16 protein-coding genes are annotated in these 13,990 nt (G+C 45.0%); 14 read left to right on the top strand and 2 right to left on the bottom strand.

Annotated elements, in window-relative coordinates:
* Window positions 1-4: 4 nt before the first annotated feature.
* From mutL to ACRRS1_RS19030, 8 genes are all read left to right on the top strand, one after another.
* Window positions 5-1,852 (top strand): DNA mismatch repair endonuclease MutL, encoded by a 1,848-nt coding sequence (gene mutL / locus ACRRS1_RS19065; protein ID WP_432468921.1) that lies wholly within the window; start codon window positions 5-7, stop codon window positions 1,850-1,852.
* Complete coding sequence (miaA, locus tag ACRRS1_RS19060) at window positions 1,845-2,771, top strand: tRNA (adenosine(37)-N6)-dimethylallyltransferase MiaA (protein WP_432463828.1); 927 nt, start codon at window positions 1,845-1,847, stop codon at window positions 2,769-2,771. The genes mutL and miaA overlap by 8 nt, the downstream gene beginning before the upstream one ends.
* Window positions 2,772-2,857: 86 nt before the next feature.
* Window positions 2,858-3,106, top strand: a complete 249-nt coding sequence (hfq, locus tag ACRRS1_RS19055; protein WP_432455938.1) for an RNA chaperone Hfq — start codon at window positions 2,858-2,860, stop codon at window positions 3,104-3,106.
* Between the two features lie 50 nt (window positions 3,107-3,156).
* Complete coding sequence (hflX, locus tag ACRRS1_RS19050) at window positions 3,157-4,449, top strand: ribosome rescue GTPase HflX (protein ID WP_432455939.1); 1,293 nt, start codon at window positions 3,157-3,159, stop codon at window positions 4,447-4,449.
* Between the two features lie 28 nt (window positions 4,450-4,477).
* Window positions 4,478-5,665 carry an FtsH protease activity modulator HflK gene (gene hflK, locus ACRRS1_RS19045; RefSeq protein WP_432455940.1) on the top strand — a complete coding sequence of 396 codons (1,188 nt, stop codon included), beginning with the start codon at window positions 4,478-4,480 and terminating at the stop codon, window positions 5,663-5,665.
* Window positions 5,666-5,668: 3 nt separating this feature from the next.
* Window positions 5,669-6,541 (top strand): protease modulator HflC, encoded by an 873-nt coding sequence (gene hflC, locus ACRRS1_RS19040; RefSeq protein ID WP_432455941.1) that lies wholly within the window; start codon window positions 5,669-5,671, stop codon window positions 6,539-6,541.
* Between the two features lie 38 nt (window positions 6,542-6,579).
* Complete coding sequence (locus ACRRS1_RS19035) at window positions 6,580-6,768, top strand: DUF2065 domain-containing protein (RefSeq protein WP_432455942.1); 189 nt, start codon at window positions 6,580-6,582, stop codon at window positions 6,766-6,768.
* Between the two features lie 87 nt (window positions 6,769-6,855).
* The gene (locus tag ACRRS1_RS19030; RefSeq protein ID WP_432455943.1) at window positions 6,856-8,151 is read left to right on the top strand and encodes an adenylosuccinate synthase; all 1,296 of its coding nucleotides are present in this window, start codon (window positions 6,856-6,858) and stop codon (window positions 8,149-8,151) included.
* Between the two features lie 67 nt (window positions 8,152-8,218).
* Here the strand turns inward: ACRRS1_RS19030 and ispB are convergent, their stop codons facing one another.
* Window positions 8,219-9,190: an octaprenyl diphosphate synthase gene (gene ispB / locus ACRRS1_RS19025; RefSeq protein ID WP_432460181.1), complete on the bottom strand. Its 972-nt coding sequence runs from the start codon at window positions 9,188-9,190 to the stop codon at window positions 8,219-8,221.
* Window positions 9,191-9,433: 243 nt separating this feature from the next.
* Between ispB and rplU the strand changes: the two genes are divergently transcribed.
* From rplU to folA, 6 genes are all read left to right on the top strand, one after another.
* On the top strand, window positions 9,434-9,745 hold the full coding sequence (rplU, locus tag ACRRS1_RS19020) for a 50S ribosomal protein L21 (RefSeq protein ID WP_248715663.1): 312 nt from the start codon (window positions 9,434-9,436) through the stop codon (window positions 9,743-9,745).
* An 18-nt stretch (window positions 9,746-9,763) separates the two neighbouring features.
* The gene (gene rpmA / locus ACRRS1_RS19015) at window positions 9,764-10,021 is read left to right on the top strand and encodes a 50S ribosomal protein L27 (protein ID WP_248712985.1); all 258 of its coding nucleotides are present in this window, start codon (window positions 9,764-9,766) and stop codon (window positions 10,019-10,021) included.
* A 122-nt stretch (window positions 10,022-10,143) separates the two neighbouring features.
* Complete coding sequence (gene cgtA, locus ACRRS1_RS19010; RefSeq protein ID WP_432455945.1) at window positions 10,144-11,310, top strand: Obg family GTPase CgtA; 1,167 nt, start codon at window positions 10,144-10,146, stop codon at window positions 11,308-11,310.
* A 37-nt stretch (window positions 11,311-11,347) separates the two neighbouring features.
* A complete protein-coding gene (locus ACRRS1_RS19005; protein WP_432455946.1) occupies window positions 11,348-12,172 on the top strand; it encodes a threonine/serine ThrE exporter family protein in 825 nt (274 codons plus the stop codon).
* Between the two features lies 1 nt (window position 12,173).
* Entirely contained in the window at window positions 12,174-12,641 is a 468-nt protein-coding gene (locus ACRRS1_RS19000; RefSeq protein WP_432455947.1) for a threonine/serine exporter family protein, read from the top strand.
* Between the two features lie 31 nt (window positions 12,642-12,672).
* Window positions 12,673-13,161 carry a type 3 dihydrofolate reductase gene (folA, locus tag ACRRS1_RS18995; RefSeq protein WP_432455948.1) on the top strand — a complete coding sequence of 163 codons (489 nt, stop codon included), beginning with the start codon at window positions 12,673-12,675 and terminating at the stop codon, window positions 13,159-13,161.
* Here the strand turns inward: folA and ACRRS1_RS18990 are convergent.
* Window positions 13,158-13,988, bottom strand: coding sequence for a symmetrical bis(5'-nucleosyl)-tetraphosphatase (locus ACRRS1_RS18990; protein WP_432460178.1), 831 nt, complete (start codon window positions 13,986-13,988; stop codon window positions 13,158-13,160). The two genes, folA and ACRRS1_RS18990, sit on opposite strands and share 4 nt — an antisense overlap.
* Window positions 13,989-13,990 lie beyond the last annotated feature (2 nt).

Below are 13,990 nucleotides of genomic sequence, written 5' to 3'. Positions count from 1 at the left end.
TTAGATGCCGATTCAAATATTACCAGCACAATTAGCCAACCAAATTGCGGCTGGAGAAGTGGTGGAACGCCCTGCTTCAGTCGTGAAAGAGTTGATCGAGAACTGCCTAGATGCAGGGGCTACTCGTATCGAGGTCGAAATCGATAAAGGGGGGGCGAAACGGATTTTGATCCGTGATAATGGCTCAGGCATTGAGCAACAACAGTTATGTTTAGCGCTAAGCCGTCATGCGACTAGTAAAATTGATAGTTTGGATGATTTAAGTTGCATTGCCACCTTAGGCTTTCGTGGCGAGGCTCTGGCTAGTATTAGCTCGGTATCACGTTTAAGTTTGAGCTCTCGAACTGCTGAACAAGCTCAGGCTTGGCAGGCTCAGGCGGCAGGCCGTGATATGGAGGTTAGTTTGCAACCTTGCGCTCATCCGGTGGGCTGTTCGGTTGAAGTTTTAGATTTGTTTTTTAACACTCCTGCGCGTCGGAAGTTTTTGCGTACCGAGAAAACTGAATTTTCGCACATAGATGAGTTACTAAAACGCTTAGCTTTGAGCCGTTTTGATGTTGCTTTAAGCCTGAAGCACAACGGTAAATTGACCCGACAATATCGTATCGCTGATAATTTAGATAAACAATTAAAACGCGTGGCGTCGGTGATAGGCCCTGCTTTTAGTCATCACTGTTTGCATATTGACAATCAACATGATCAGCTACGCTTACATGGCTGGCTGGGTTTACCTGAGGCTGCGAGAGCCCAAAATGATCAGCAGTATTTTTATGTAAATGGTCGAATGATGCGCGATAAGTTATTGCAACACGCCATTCGCCAGGCTTTCGCGAGTTATCTGGATGAACAGCAATATGCTTGCTATGTGTTGTATCTTGAATTGCCGCTTGACCAGGTTGATGTGAATGTGCACCCGGCTAAACATGAGGTGCGTTTTCATCAGGCTCGCTTAGTTCATGATTATATTGTACAGGTATTGGGTTCAGCTTTAAGCCATGTTCCGAACCCCCCAATTTCGTCCGTATCACCGCAAGATATTAACATTGCGAGTGCGCCTGAGCACCGATCATCAGGAGCCCCTGTTGCTAGCGAAAATACGCGCTGTGCAGATCCAGTTCAAGTGCGTGAATCAAATTCGAGTCGGGTCGCTGAAGACCGCCATTACTACCAGTCTCATTTACAACGAGCCGATAAACCGAGTGTGAGTCAAGTCGCTGCAAATCAGAATTGGCTCAGTCGTAGCGCTGAGTTAAGTGCCGAATACAGCGCTGTTGCGACAAACACAAAGCCACAGAATGAGTTAAGCCTTCATCCATTACATATGATTGAAGAGGGCTATTTATTAGCGCGGCAAGCCAGCCAGTTAGGCTTAATTGATTTATGGGCGAGTTTACAGCACCTCAGTTTTAATCAGGCTTTGAGCCAATGGCAACAAGGTTTAGATAGCGTACCTTTATTGCTCCCCTTAAAGTTAACGATGAGCGATGATTTATGTGCTCTTGCGGTGCAGCAGCAGAGCGTATTGGGTCGTTTAGGCTTTACCTTAAATCAGCAAAATCGTACTCAGCTTATCGTCACGCAAGTTCCCAAGTTATTTAGAAAAGCTGATTTTGCTCAGTTGCTTCCGCGTTTGTTGGCAGCGATGCAGCAATTACCGCAAGACGAGTGGCAACAGCCAGAAGCCTTACTGAGTGGCTTGATTAAGCTACAGCTTAAACCCCAGCAATTTACTTGGGCACAAGCCTTGGACTGTTGCCAGCAGTTATGCGGTGAGTACCCTCAAGGGTTACCGAAGCGATTTTGGCAATCTGTTGATTTAAGCAAAACTATCGCAGGATTTAGTCATGATTAAGCGTTTACCGATTGTGACTCTTATGGGGCCAACGGCTTCCGGTAAAACCGCCTTAGCCATTGAGCTTCATCAACAGTTTGGAATGGAGCTTATCAGTGTTGATTCGGCACTTATCTATCGCGGCATGGATATTGGTACGGCGAAGCCTACGGCGGCCGAGCAAGCCTTGGCACCTCATGCTTTGATTGATATTTGTGATCCTACCGAAGTCTATTCTGCAGCAGACTTTCGCCAAGATGCTCTGACTCAGATCGCAGCGATTCATCAACGCGGTAATATTCCGCTATTGGTGGGGGGCTCGATGTTGTATTTCAAAGCATTGGTTGAAGGTATTGCGCCCTTACCTGAAGCAGATCTGCAGCTTAGAGAACAAATTAAACAAGAGGCTGCGGTGAGCTCGTGGCAAGCCTTGCATGCACAGTTGCAAAGTTATGATCCGCTGAGTGCGGCAAGAATTAGTGTGAATGACCATCAGCGCTTGATGCGAGCGGTTGAGGTTTATCGCTTAACGGGTCAGTCGCTCACCGAAATTAATCGTATGCCTTTACCACCTTTGCCATTTCAGGTGCATCAGTTTGCCATTGCACCGACCGAAAAAAGTCAATTGCACGAACTCATTGAGCGGCGTTTTCACTTAATGTTGGAACTTGGCTTCGAAGCTGAGGTCGAAGGGCTGATGCAACGAAGCGATTTAGATTTGAGTCTGCCGTCGATGCGTAGTGTGGGTTATCGCCAGATGTGGCAATACCTTAGCGGAGAAATAGATTATGATGAAATGGTGTTTCGCGGTATTGTGGCAACACGCCAGCTTGCTAAGAAACAAATGAACTGGCTAAAAAGCTGGCCTTCTCTAACTTGGCTACGAAGTGCAACATCGGAAAATAGCCAAATAATGGCGAATTCACTCGGTGACACTTGAAAATGTCTCTATAAGGCTCCAAGTTAGTGGTATATAATCGAATTTGATCTGTGCCAATTAATTTATAAGAAAAAAGGAACAATAACATGGCGAAGGGGCAATCATTACAAGACCCATTTTTGAATGCGTTACGACGTGAGCGTATTCCCGTTTCAATTTATTTAGTAAACGGTATTAAGTTACAAGGCCAAGTTGAATCATTTGATCAGTTTGTTATCTTGTTGAAAAACACTGTCAGCCAAATGGTATATAAACATGCTATCTCCACCGTGGTTCCTGCACGCGCAGTGCCACACCATAGTCCTGTACCTAGTGAAGCAAAGAACGAAGAATAGCAATTTGCTGAGGCTTATTAGCCTTGGTAAGTGCCAAGGAGTAAATTAGCTTGTTTGACCGTTATGAAGCTGGTGAGCAGGCCATCTTAGTTCATGTTAATTTTAATGACGAAGATGAGCGTGAGGACCTAGAAGAACTGAAGATGCTAGTCAGTTCGGCTGGGGTCAATGCGGTTGCTACTATCACCGGTAGTCGGGTTTCTCCCCATCCCAAATATTTTGTGGGGACGGGGAAAGCCGAAGAAATCGCAGAAATTGTAAAAAGTGCTCAAGCCGACGTGATTATTTTTAATCACGCCTTGTCGCCCGCACAAGAACGTAATTTAGAGCATCTTTGCGAGGCTCGGGTACTTGATCGTACCACCCTCATTTTAGATATTTTTGCTCAGCGAGCACGTACCCATGAAGGTAAGTTGCAGGTTGAGTTGGCCCAATTGCGTCATATGTCGACACGTCTGATTCGCGGATGGACTCACTTAGAACGTCAAAAAGGTGGGATTGGTTTGCGTGGTCCAGGTGAAACGCAACTTGAAACTGATCGACGCTTGCTACGGGCGCGTATTAAACAAATTACTCAGCGTTTAGATAAAGTGGGTAAGCAGCGTGAGCAAGGTCGGCGAGCTCGCCAACGGGCGGAACTACCAACCGTATCTTTGGCGGGTTATACCAATGCTGGTAAATCGACCTTGTTTAATCGAATTACCGAATCTAAGGTATATGCAGCAGATCAGTTGTTTGCGACGCTTGACCCAACATTGCGTAAAATTGAGATAGAAGATGTTGGTAAGGTAATTTTAGCGGATACAGTTGGCTTCATTCGTCATCTTCCTCACGATTTGGTTGCGGCTTTTAAAGCGACATTAACTGAAACGCGAGAAGCCCAATTATTGTTGCACGTGATCGATTGCAGTGATGAACGAGTGGCTGAGAATATTGAACAAGTGGAGCTGGTATTAGACGAAATTGGTGCTGGTGAGATCCCATTCTTACAGGTATACAATAAAGTTGATCAACTTGCTGATGTGAGTCCGCGTATTGAACGCGACGAAAAAGGCTTACCTCAGAAAGTGTGGGTATCGGCGTTAACGGGAGAGGGTTTGCCTTTATTGTATAAGGCGATCAGTGAACGTTTAGTTGGTGACATGGTTAACCACACTTTACGTTTGCCACCCAGTGAAGGCCGCTTGCGTAGTCGCTTATATCAGTTAGACTGCGTAGCAGGTGAGCGTTTAGACGATACTGGAAATATCGTTGTTGATATCCGATTAGATGCCATTTCATGGCAGCGCTTGGATAAACAATTTGACCATAGTTTAGATAGTTTTATTACTCAATGTGAGTAGGCATTTACTTTAACTTCTGGAGACACAGATGGCCTGGAATGAGCCTGGCAACAAAGGTAGCGGTGATCGCGACCCTTGGGGTAATAACAATAAGAAAGGTAATCAGGGTCCCCCTGATTTAGATGAAGTGATCACTAAACTTACACGTAAGTTTGGCGGTATTTTTGGCGGTGGAAATAAAAAACCATCAATTGGAAGTGGTGGTGTGAGCGGTTTTGGGATCGCTGTAGTTCTGGTGATACTTGGTATTATTTGGGTTGCCAGCGGCTTTTATACCATTGCTGAAGCCGAGCGTGGTGTAAAGCTTACTTTCGGTAAGTATGACAATGAAGCCGGCCCAGTACAGCCAGGTTTGAATTGGAAAGCAACTTTTGTTCAAGAAGTGCTGCCAGTGGATGTGGAAACGATTCGTTCATTGCCTGCTTCTGGATTTATGTTGACTGAAGATGAGAATGTTGTACGGGTCGAAATGGACGTGCAATATCGAGTCGTAGAGCCAAAGAACTATCTGTTTAGCGTGACTTCGCCAGATGATAGCTTAGCGCAAGCCACCGATAGCGCGCTGCGATATGTCATTGGGCATACGACCATGGATGATATTTTGACGACTGGTCGTGAAGTGGTGAGAAGTGAGACTTGGGCTTTACTTGATAAAATCATCGAACCTTATAAGTTGGGTATACAAGTGGTTGATGTTAACTTTTTGCCAGCTCGTCCGCCGGAGGAAGTAAAAGATGCTTTCGATGATGCGATTTCAGCCCAAGAAGATGAGCAGCGCTTTATCCGTGAGGCGGAAGCTTATCAACGGGAAATTGAACCCCGTGCACGTGGCCGAGTTCAACGTATTGAACAAGAAGCGCAAGGTTACCAAGAGCAGATCGTGTTAAGAGCGCAAGGTGAGGTTGCTCGTTTTGAACAGTTGCTCCCAGAGTATGAAGCTGCGCCAGATGTGACGCGTCATCGCCTCTACCTTGAAACGATGGAGCAAGTTTACGCGAAGTCTAACAAGGTATTAATTGATGGTTCAAATAATAACAACATGTTGTATTTGCCGATCGATAAACTAATGGAGCAGAATCAAAAGCCGGCGACCAGTACTGGCACTAGTGGTAATACGAGTAAATCATCAACGATGAACTCAGAATCTGGTAGCTCTATTCCATCTCGCCCTACTTCAATTCGAAGCAGCGACCGTAGTAATTCGGGGAGAAATTAAGCCATGAAACAGTTTACTATTTTTGGCGTGATTTTGGCCTTGTTGGTAGCGTACTCATCTATTTTTGTTGTGAAAGAAGGTGAACGAGGCATTGTTATTCAGTTCGGGAAAGTTAAACGTACTGACGATGGTGCAACCAAAGTGTATGAGCCTGGCTTGCAGTTCAAAGTTCCGTTTATTGATTCGGTGAGAGTATTGGATTCACGGATCCAAACTTTGGATGGTAATGCTGACCGTTTTGTCACCTCGGAGAAAAAAGATTTAATCATTGATTCCTATGTTAAATGGCGAATTGAAGATTTTTCTAAATTTTATCTCTCTACTGGCGGTTCGGTGATACAAGCTGAGTCTTTGCTAAAGCGTAAAATTAATAATGGTTTACGTAGTGAAATTGGTGCTCGGACGATTCGCGATATTGTGTCTGGCGAACGTGGTCAAGTAATGGAAGATGCTTTGAAACAAATGGCGCGTTCTTCAGAGATTGGTATTGAAGTGACGGACGTACGTATTAAGCAAATCAATTTACCTGACGAAGTGAGTAACAGTATTTACCAACGGATGCGAGCAGAGCGTTTAGCTGTGGCAAAAGAACATCGTTCTCAAGGTCAAGAGCAGTCTGAGATTATTCGGGCTAACGTGGATCGCAGAGTGAACGTGTTACTGGCTGATGCAGATAAGCGGGGTCGAGAAATGCGTGGTGAAGGTGATGCAAAAGCCGCCAAGATTTATGCTCATGCTTATCAGAAAAACCCAGAGTTTTATAAATTCTGGCGGAGCATGGCTGCCTACCGTAATAGCTTCGATAATGGAGGAGACTTGATGGTATTAGATCCAAATAGTGAATTCTTCCAGTACATGAAAGAACCTAATCAGTAGACTATGAATGGGGGCCCAGTTTATTGCTGGGCTTTCTTATGCAAGATTCCACTTTATTAGCACTCGCTCTGGTTTGTTTAATTGAAGGGCTTGGTCCATTACTGTTTCCTAAACGATGGAAAAATCTATTAAAAATGATTTCTGAATCGCCAGCGAGCAGTATCCGAAAAATTGGATTGTATTTAGTTGGGACCGCAATCGTACTGATATATGTGATCAATCTTTGACCTAATAAGCTAATATCGGTATATTTTGCACCCCTTGAGTGTCCGATTTCTGCTAGAATCGCTTTTTAACTGAGACGACAAAAGACAATGGGAAAGAATGTAGTTATCCTTGGCTCCCAGTGGGGAGACGAAGGAAAAGGTAAGATCGTTGATCTACTTACTGACAAAGCAAATTACGTGGTTCGCTATCAAGGCGGTCACAATGCGGGTCATACCTTGGTTATTGACGGCGAAAAAACCGTCCTCCACCTGATACCTTCTGGTGTGCTGCGCGACAACGTTACCTGTGTAATTGGCAACGGCGTGGTATTGGCTCCAGATGCTCTGTTTAAAGAAATGGCGATGCTTGAAGAGCGTGGCGTTCCGGTAAAAGAACGACTCGTGATTAGTGAGGCATGTCCATTAATCCTGCCTTACCATGTTGCATTAGATATCGCACGAGAAAAAGCTCGCGGTAAAAACGCTATCGGAACCACCGGCCGAGGTATTGGTCCCGCTTACGAAGATAAAGTGGCGCGTCGTGGTTTGCGAGTTGGTGATTTGTTCAACATGGAGCAATTTGCTAGCAAGCTTAAAGAAGTGATGGAATACCATAACTTCCAATTAAATCATTACTATGACGCCCCTAGCGTGAGTTATGAAGAAGTGCTTGAGCAAATGACTCAGATGGCCCCAGTGCTGATTGCTATGGTTGCCGATGTTGCAGATCTCTTAGATCAGGCGCGTCGTCGTGGTGATTCGGTAATGTTCGAAGGTGCTCAAGGGACTTTACTCGATGTGGATCATGGCACCTACCCATATGTGACATCTTCTAATACCACAGCGGGTGGTGTAGCCACGGGCAGCGGTTTTGGTCCTCGTCATTTAGATTATGTATTAGGTATCACTAAAGCTTACACCACTCGAGTTGGGGCAGGGCCATTCCCTACCGAGCTTGATGATGATGTGGGTGAGCACCTTGGTGTGAAAGGACATGAGTTTGGTGCTACCACTGGCCGTAAACGTCGCTGCGGTTGGTTAGATGCCGTCGCGATGCGTCGTGCAGTGCAAATTAATAGCCTCTCAGGTTTATGTCTGACTAAGCTTGATGTGCTTGACGGCTTAGCTGAATTGAAAATTTGTACTGGTTATCAGATGCCAAACGGTGATGTGCTCAAAGTACCACCAATGGCAGCCGAAGGTTATGAGGTGGCTGTTCCTGTTTATGAAACGATGCCTGGTTGGTCGGAAAATACTTTCGGTTTAACTGCGCGTGAACAACTTCCTGAAGCGGCTTTAGCTTATATAGCTCGGATTGAAGAATTACTGGAAGTTCCGGTTGATATTATCTCTACTGGTCCTGATCGTTTGGAAACGATGATTCTACGTCACCCGTTTGCTTAGTTGAGGCAAATCGTGAATAAAAAAGCTGCTATTGGCAGCTTTTTTTGTTTGTGGGTCGCCCTTTTTATTATGCGACGCGATCAGCTGCAATGTTGGCGAGGCTAATTAAGGCTTGCTTATATTCGCCGTCATTTATATGCACTAAGGCGTCGATAGCTTTCTGAGCTTCTTCAGCTGCACGAGAGTGACAATATTCTAAGGCTTTGGTCTTATCTAGGATCCGCAAAATCGGTTCCAGTTGATCGCGTGAACCTCCATGTTTAATCGCATTCGCGATTAACTCTCTATCCGCTGGATTGGCGTGTTCCATTGCATAAATGAGTGGCAGTGTTGGCTTACCTTCTGCTAAGTCGTCACCAACATTTTTGCCCATCTCTGCTTTGTCAGCGGTGTAGTCCAAGACATCATCCATAATTTGGAAAGCGGTACCAAGATATTTTCCGTAGTCTTGCATCGCTCGTTCTATGGTTGAATCTTGGTTACCGATAACCGCGGCAAGCCGAGTTGCAGCTTCAAATAGCTTGGCTGTTTTACAATAGATCACTTCAAAATAACGCGCCTCATCAGTGTCGGGATCATTGCAATTGATTAGCTGTAAGACTTCTCCTTCGGCAATCACATTGGTTGCGTCGGCAAGAATGTCCATCACTTGTAAGTTTTGCAATTGAGTCATTAGTTGGAATGAGCGCGAGTAAAGGAAGTCGCCAACTAAAACGCTGGCGGCATTACCAAATCGAGCATTTGCAGTATCTTTACCGCGCCGCAATTCTGATTCGTCCACAACATCATCGTGAAGCAGTGTAGAAGTATGTATAAACTCGATGATAGCCGCCAACTTTATATGTTGCTGTTGCTGGTCTCCGAGTGCTCTAGCCGCTAATACGGTGAGTAAAGGACGGATCCGTTTGCCGCCACTATTTACGATATAGAATGAAATTTGGTTAATCAGCGCTACATCTGATTCTAGCTCTTTAAAAATAAGTGCGTTTACCGCAGCCATGTCTTGTTCAGACAGCTTTTTTATCGCATCCAATTGCATAATGTCTTATTAGATTGTCATGCCGATGATTCAGCAATTTATGATGATAATATAATGTTGCAATAGTATCGCAATTCCTGCCTATTCACAGCTTTAGCTGGGTAAAATTCTTGGCCTTGCGTGATTTTTAAACTTTTTTGATTTTCCGCTTGCGAGAACAGATCTTTTTCCGTAGAATCCGCCGTCATTGTTAAGAATTATATACACCTTGAAATACTAGGTGTACAGCGGAGTTTGAAAAAAATGTACGCGGTTATCCAAAGTGGTGGTAAACAACACCGTGTGGCCGAAGGTCAAACACTTCGCCTTGAGAAACTAGACGTTGAGACTGGTGAAACAGTTGAATTTGATAACGTATTACTAGTTGCTAATGGCGATGATGTTCAAGTTGGCGCACCTTATGTAGATGGTACCAAAGTTACAGCTGAAGTTGTATCTCATGGTCGTGGCGATAAAGTTAAAATCGTTAAGTTCCGTCGTCGTAAGCATTCACGTAAGCAACAGGGCCACCGTCAGTGGTTCACTGAAGTTCGCATTACAGGCATTAACGGTTAATTTTAGAGGAATATACTCATGGCACATAAAAAGGCTGGTGGTAGTACTCGTAACGGTCGTGATTCAGAAAGTAAACGCCTAGGTGTTAAACGTTTCGGTGGCGAGTCTGTTTTAGCGGGTAGTATTATTGTTCGTCAACGTGGTACTAAATTCCACGCGGGCTCAAATGTTGGTATTGGTAAAGACCATACACTTTTCGCAACTGCTGAAGGCAAAGTGAAATTTGAGGTTAAAGGCGCTAAAAGCCGCAAGTTTGTTAGCATCGTAGCTGAATAAACAACCAACTCAATATTTTTAAAGCCCCGCTATAAGCGGGGCTTTTTTTTTCTAAGGCTTAAGTATTGCTGTCGCGAATTAAATGCGGTGCATTATAGTTAGCGATAATACTGGAGTAGATTATGAAATTTGTAGATGAAGCAGTAATCAAGGTTGACGCCGGAGACGGTGGCAATGGCGTCATTAGTTTTCGCCGTGAAAAATATGTGCCACGAGGTGGCCCAGACGGTGGTGATGGTGGTGACGGTGGCAGTGTTTATCTGGTCGCTGACGAAAATTTGAATACTTTGATCGATTATCGCTTTGAGCGTTTTCATAAAGCGGAACGCGGTGAGAATGGTCAAGGCTCTAATTGTACCGGTAAACGCGGTGAAGATTTAGAATTGCCAGTGCCGGTTGGTTCTCGTGCTCGCGATCAAGATACTGGCGAATTATTAGGTGATTTAACGCAACACAAGCAACGCTTAATGGTGGCAAAAGGTGGTTTTCATGGTTTGGGAAACACCCGCTTCAAGAGCAGTACCAATCGAGCGCCTCGTCGCAAATCCAACGGTACGCCTGGTGAAGTTCGCAACCTCAAATTAGAGTTATTGCTGTTGGCGGATGTGGGGATGTTAGGCTTACCAAATGCTGGTAAATCGACTTTTATTCGTAGTGTCTCTGCGGCAAGACCTAAAGTTGCTGATTATCCATTTACCACACTGATCCCGAACCTTGGAGTGGTACGCCAATCGGAAAATCGCGGATTTGTGATTGCCGATATTCCCGGGCTGATCGAAGGTGCTGCCGAAGGTGCTGGTTTAGGGGTTCGCTTCCTGAAGCACTTGGAACGTTGTCGGGTATTGTTGCATATGGTTGATGTATTGCCGGCCGATGGTAGTGATCCTGCTGAGAATGCCATAACCATTATTAATGAGCTCTCGCAATACAGTGAAAAGTTATTCGAAAAACCACGCTGGTTGATCTTCAACAAAGTAGATTTAGTGTTGGAAGACGAAGCCGAAGAAATTCGTCAGTCGGTGATTAAAGCACTTGATTGGCAGGGTGAGGTGTTTTCTTTGTCTGCGCTTGAAGGCAAAGGCACTAAAGAGCTTTGTAAAGCTATCGGTCAATTCATCGAAACATTGCCGATGATTGAAGAAGAGATGGCCGAGCGCGAAGAAGTGAAGTTCCAATGGGATGATTATCACCAAGAACAAATTGACCAGGCTAATCAAGAAGACTGGGATGATGATGATTGGGATGATGATGACGACGATCATGGTGTAGAGGTTATTTACCAGCCATAGTAAACTCATTTTGTAATTGGTTTACTGGGATTGTTAGATGTTACGCTCTTTTATTATAAAACCTCCGGCGCCTGTTCAGGCTCCGGAACGGGTTATTACTCACGAGCAACAGACAAGGATCTGTCGTGTTGCGGTGCAGGCTGGCCGGATCATGCAACAGCATGGTGCCGAAAGTAAGTTGATCGAAGAAACCATCGTTCGTTTAGGTAAGGCGCTGGGCTTAGACAGCGTTGAGTTGGCCATTACCGCTAATGCCCTGATTTTAACTGGTTTGGCTCAAAGCCGCTGCATCACGACCACGCGTCGAGTTTACGATCGGGGCATTAACATGCATATGGTGTGTGAGGTGCAACGCATTACCATCATGGCAGAGAAACAACTGCTGGATGTAGATGATGTGGTGAAACGTTTAGAACGCTTGGTTCCGTTTAAACATAATCGCTGGTTAGTTGTATTGATGATTGGCCTTTCTTGCGCTTGTTTTGCTCATTTATTTGGTGGCGATTGGTCTGTATTTGGTATGACATTTATTGCTTCTGCGGCGGCGATGACTTTTCGTCAAGAGATGGCGCACCGCCATCATAATCCAATTCTTAACTTTGGTATGACTGCATTTGTTGCTACCACAATTGCGGGCTTAGCGGTGCGTTATGATATTGGTAATCAACCGCAAACTGTGATGGCTGCATCAGTGTTGTTGTTGGTTCCTGGGTTTCCTTTGATTAATGCGGTCTCAGATATGGTGAAAGGTCACATTAGCATGGGCATATCCCGTTGGTTTTTTGCGTCCTTGTTAACGCTTGGGGTTGCAATGGGGATCGCCTTATCGATGTGGGCAACTGGCGTGAGTGGGTGGTTATAAGATGCTCGATTTAATACTCTTACTGCTTGAAGATGCGGCGTTCGCTTCGGTGCCTGCAGTTGGTTTTGCCATGGTCTTTAATGTGCCCACACGAATGCTTGGCTTTTGCGCGATTGGTGGTGCTTTTGCGCATAGCTTACGTACTTTGTGTATTCATTGGGGGGTGCCTTTAGAATGGGCGACATTAGTTGCATCAACCAGTGTTGGCTTACTCGGCGTTTACTGGTCACGACGCTATATCATTCCTCGACCAGTGTTTACCGTGGCTTCAATTATTCCGATGATCCCTGGGAGTTATGCGTTTACCACCATGGTTGGCATTATTAGTTTATATAGTAATGGTTATAGTGACCCGTTATTAGCAACCATTCTTGAAAATGGTTTACGAACCATGTTTATTTTAATGGCTTTGAGTTTTGGTCTCGCGATCCCATCGGTGGTGATTTATCGAGGGCGCCCTATTGTTTAATGATTTTATAAGATTTGGAGAAGGTTAAGTCGTGAAAGTTGCAATGATAGCTGCGATGGCAAAGGGTCGAGTGATAGGCTTAGATAATCAAATGCCATGGCACTTGCCGGCCGATTTAAAGCACTTTAAGACCGTCACAATGGGCAAGCCTGTCGTGATGGGGCGTTTAACTTATGAGTCGATTGGGCGCCCTTTACCAGGACGTTTGAATATAGTGGTGAGTCGTAATCCACACTTAAGCATCGAGGGCGTGACAGTTGTCAATCAACTTGAAGACGCGCTTCAATTGGTGGCCGATCAAGCGGAAGTAATGATTATTGGTGGCGCGAATATTTATCAACAATGCCTAGCATTGGCCGATAAGTTATATCTAACTTTGATTGATAAAGACTTGGAAGGCGATGCTTATTTCCCTGATTACACCCAATATCAATGGCAAGAAATGGCTCGCGAACAGCATCCGGCAGATGATAAAAATCCACACCCCTATGAATTTATAAATTTACATCGTTTGCGTTAATCTTTGCTTATCTCGTTTAAGCAGTCTTGGGTGAAAAAGCGCTGGTCTTCCCAGCGCAGCATCGTTAAATGATTCCCCCAAACACAACCAGTATCTAGCCCGTCAACCAAGGGGTGAGCGCTTTCTCCCATCAACGCCGCCCAGTGACCAAAGATAATGTGGGTGTGCTTAAGATGCTTTCCTGGAAGATTAAACCAAGGGACTAAGTTGGGATTAGTATTTTTATTTGGTGGAATTTTCAGGGCGAAATCGAGGCTGCCATCTGGAAAACAGTAACGCATGCGGGTGAAGACATTAATGATGTAGCGCAGTCGATCATAACCGACTAGCTCGTCGCTCCAGTGAGCTGGTTCGTTACTATACATATTTTGTAGTAACTCAAGGTAGTGATCACCAGAAAGTTTCTTTTGTACCTCTTTGCCGAGCTTTAAGGCCTTAGCAACTTTCCACTTTGGATAAATGCCTGCATGTACCATGACTAAGTCAAATTCGGGGTGTTTCACTATCAGCGGTTGTTTTCTTAACCAATCGAGTAACTCGTCTTTGTCTGGGGCTTCTAGCAAGTCTTGTAGTTTGTCTCGTCGCTTGGCGCGGTGAATACCGTTCGCCACGGCGAGTAAGTGTAGGTCATGGTTGCCCAGTACTATTTGTGCTGCATCGCCGAGCTGTTTCACAAAACGCAGCGTGGCTAGGGATTGAGGTCCGCGGGCCACTAAGTCGCCTGCTAACCATAGCTGATCACGTTTTTTAGAAAATTTGACTTGTTCAAGTAGCGCCTTGAGTTCATCAAGGCAGCCTTGAATATCACCAACAAAATAGGTAGCCATAA

The organism is Agarivorans sp. Z349TD_8, assembly GCF_050870825.2.
GTDB lineage: Bacteria > Pseudomonadota > Gammaproteobacteria > Enterobacterales > Celerinatantimonadaceae > Agarivorans.
The sequence above is the reverse complement of the archived record's forward strand: the minus strand, read 5'-3'. Positions and strand labels throughout refer to the sequence as shown.

Bases quoted from the DNA above. Each gene is read 5' to 3' on its own strand.
- hflC (WP_432455941.1), top strand. From the start codon at position 5,669: ATGAAACAGTTTACTATTTTTGGCGTGATTTTGGCCTTGTTGGTAGCG.
- ACRRS1_RS18990 (WP_432460178.1), bottom strand. From the start codon at position 13,988: ATGGCTACCTATTTTGTTGGTGATATTCAAGGCTGCCTTGATGAACTC.
- hfq (WP_432455938.1), top strand. From the start codon at position 2,858: ATGGCGAAGGGGCAATCATTACAAGACCCATTTTTGAATGCGTTACGA.
- ACRRS1_RS19005 (WP_432455946.1), top strand. From the start codon at position 11,348: ATGTTACGCTCTTTTATTATAAAACCTCCGGCGCCTGTTCAGGCTCCG.
- cgtA (WP_432455945.1), top strand. From the start codon at position 10,144: ATGAAATTTGTAGATGAAGCAGTAATCAAGGTTGACGCCGGAGACGGT.
- ACRRS1_RS19030 (WP_432455943.1), top strand. From the start codon at position 6,856: ATGGGAAAGAATGTAGTTATCCTTGGCTCCCAGTGGGGAGACGAAGGA.
- ispB (WP_432460181.1), bottom strand. From the start codon at position 9,190: ATGCAATTGGATGCGATAAAAAAGCTGTCTGAACAAGACATGGCTGCG.
- rpmA (WP_248712985.1), top strand. From the start codon at position 9,764: ATGGCACATAAAAAGGCTGGTGGTAGTACTCGTAACGGTCGTGATTCA.
- hflK (WP_432455940.1), top strand. From the start codon at position 4,478: ATGGCCTGGAATGAGCCTGGCAACAAAGGTAGCGGTGATCGCGACCCT.
- ACRRS1_RS19035 (WP_432455942.1), top strand. From the start codon at position 6,580: ATGCAAGATTCCACTTTATTAGCACTCGCTCTGGTTTGTTTAATTGAA.
- mutL (WP_432468921.1), top strand. From the start codon at position 5: ATGCCGATTCAAATATTACCAGCACAATTAGCCAACCAAATTGCGGCT.
- ACRRS1_RS19000 (WP_432455947.1), top strand. From the start codon at position 12,174: ATGCTCGATTTAATACTCTTACTGCTTGAAGATGCGGCGTTCGCTTCG.
- rplU (WP_248715663.1), top strand. From the start codon at position 9,434: ATGTACGCGGTTATCCAAAGTGGTGGTAAACAACACCGTGTGGCCGAA.
- miaA (WP_432463828.1), top strand. From the start codon at position 1,845: ATGATTAAGCGTTTACCGATTGTGACTCTTATGGGGCCAACGGCTTCC.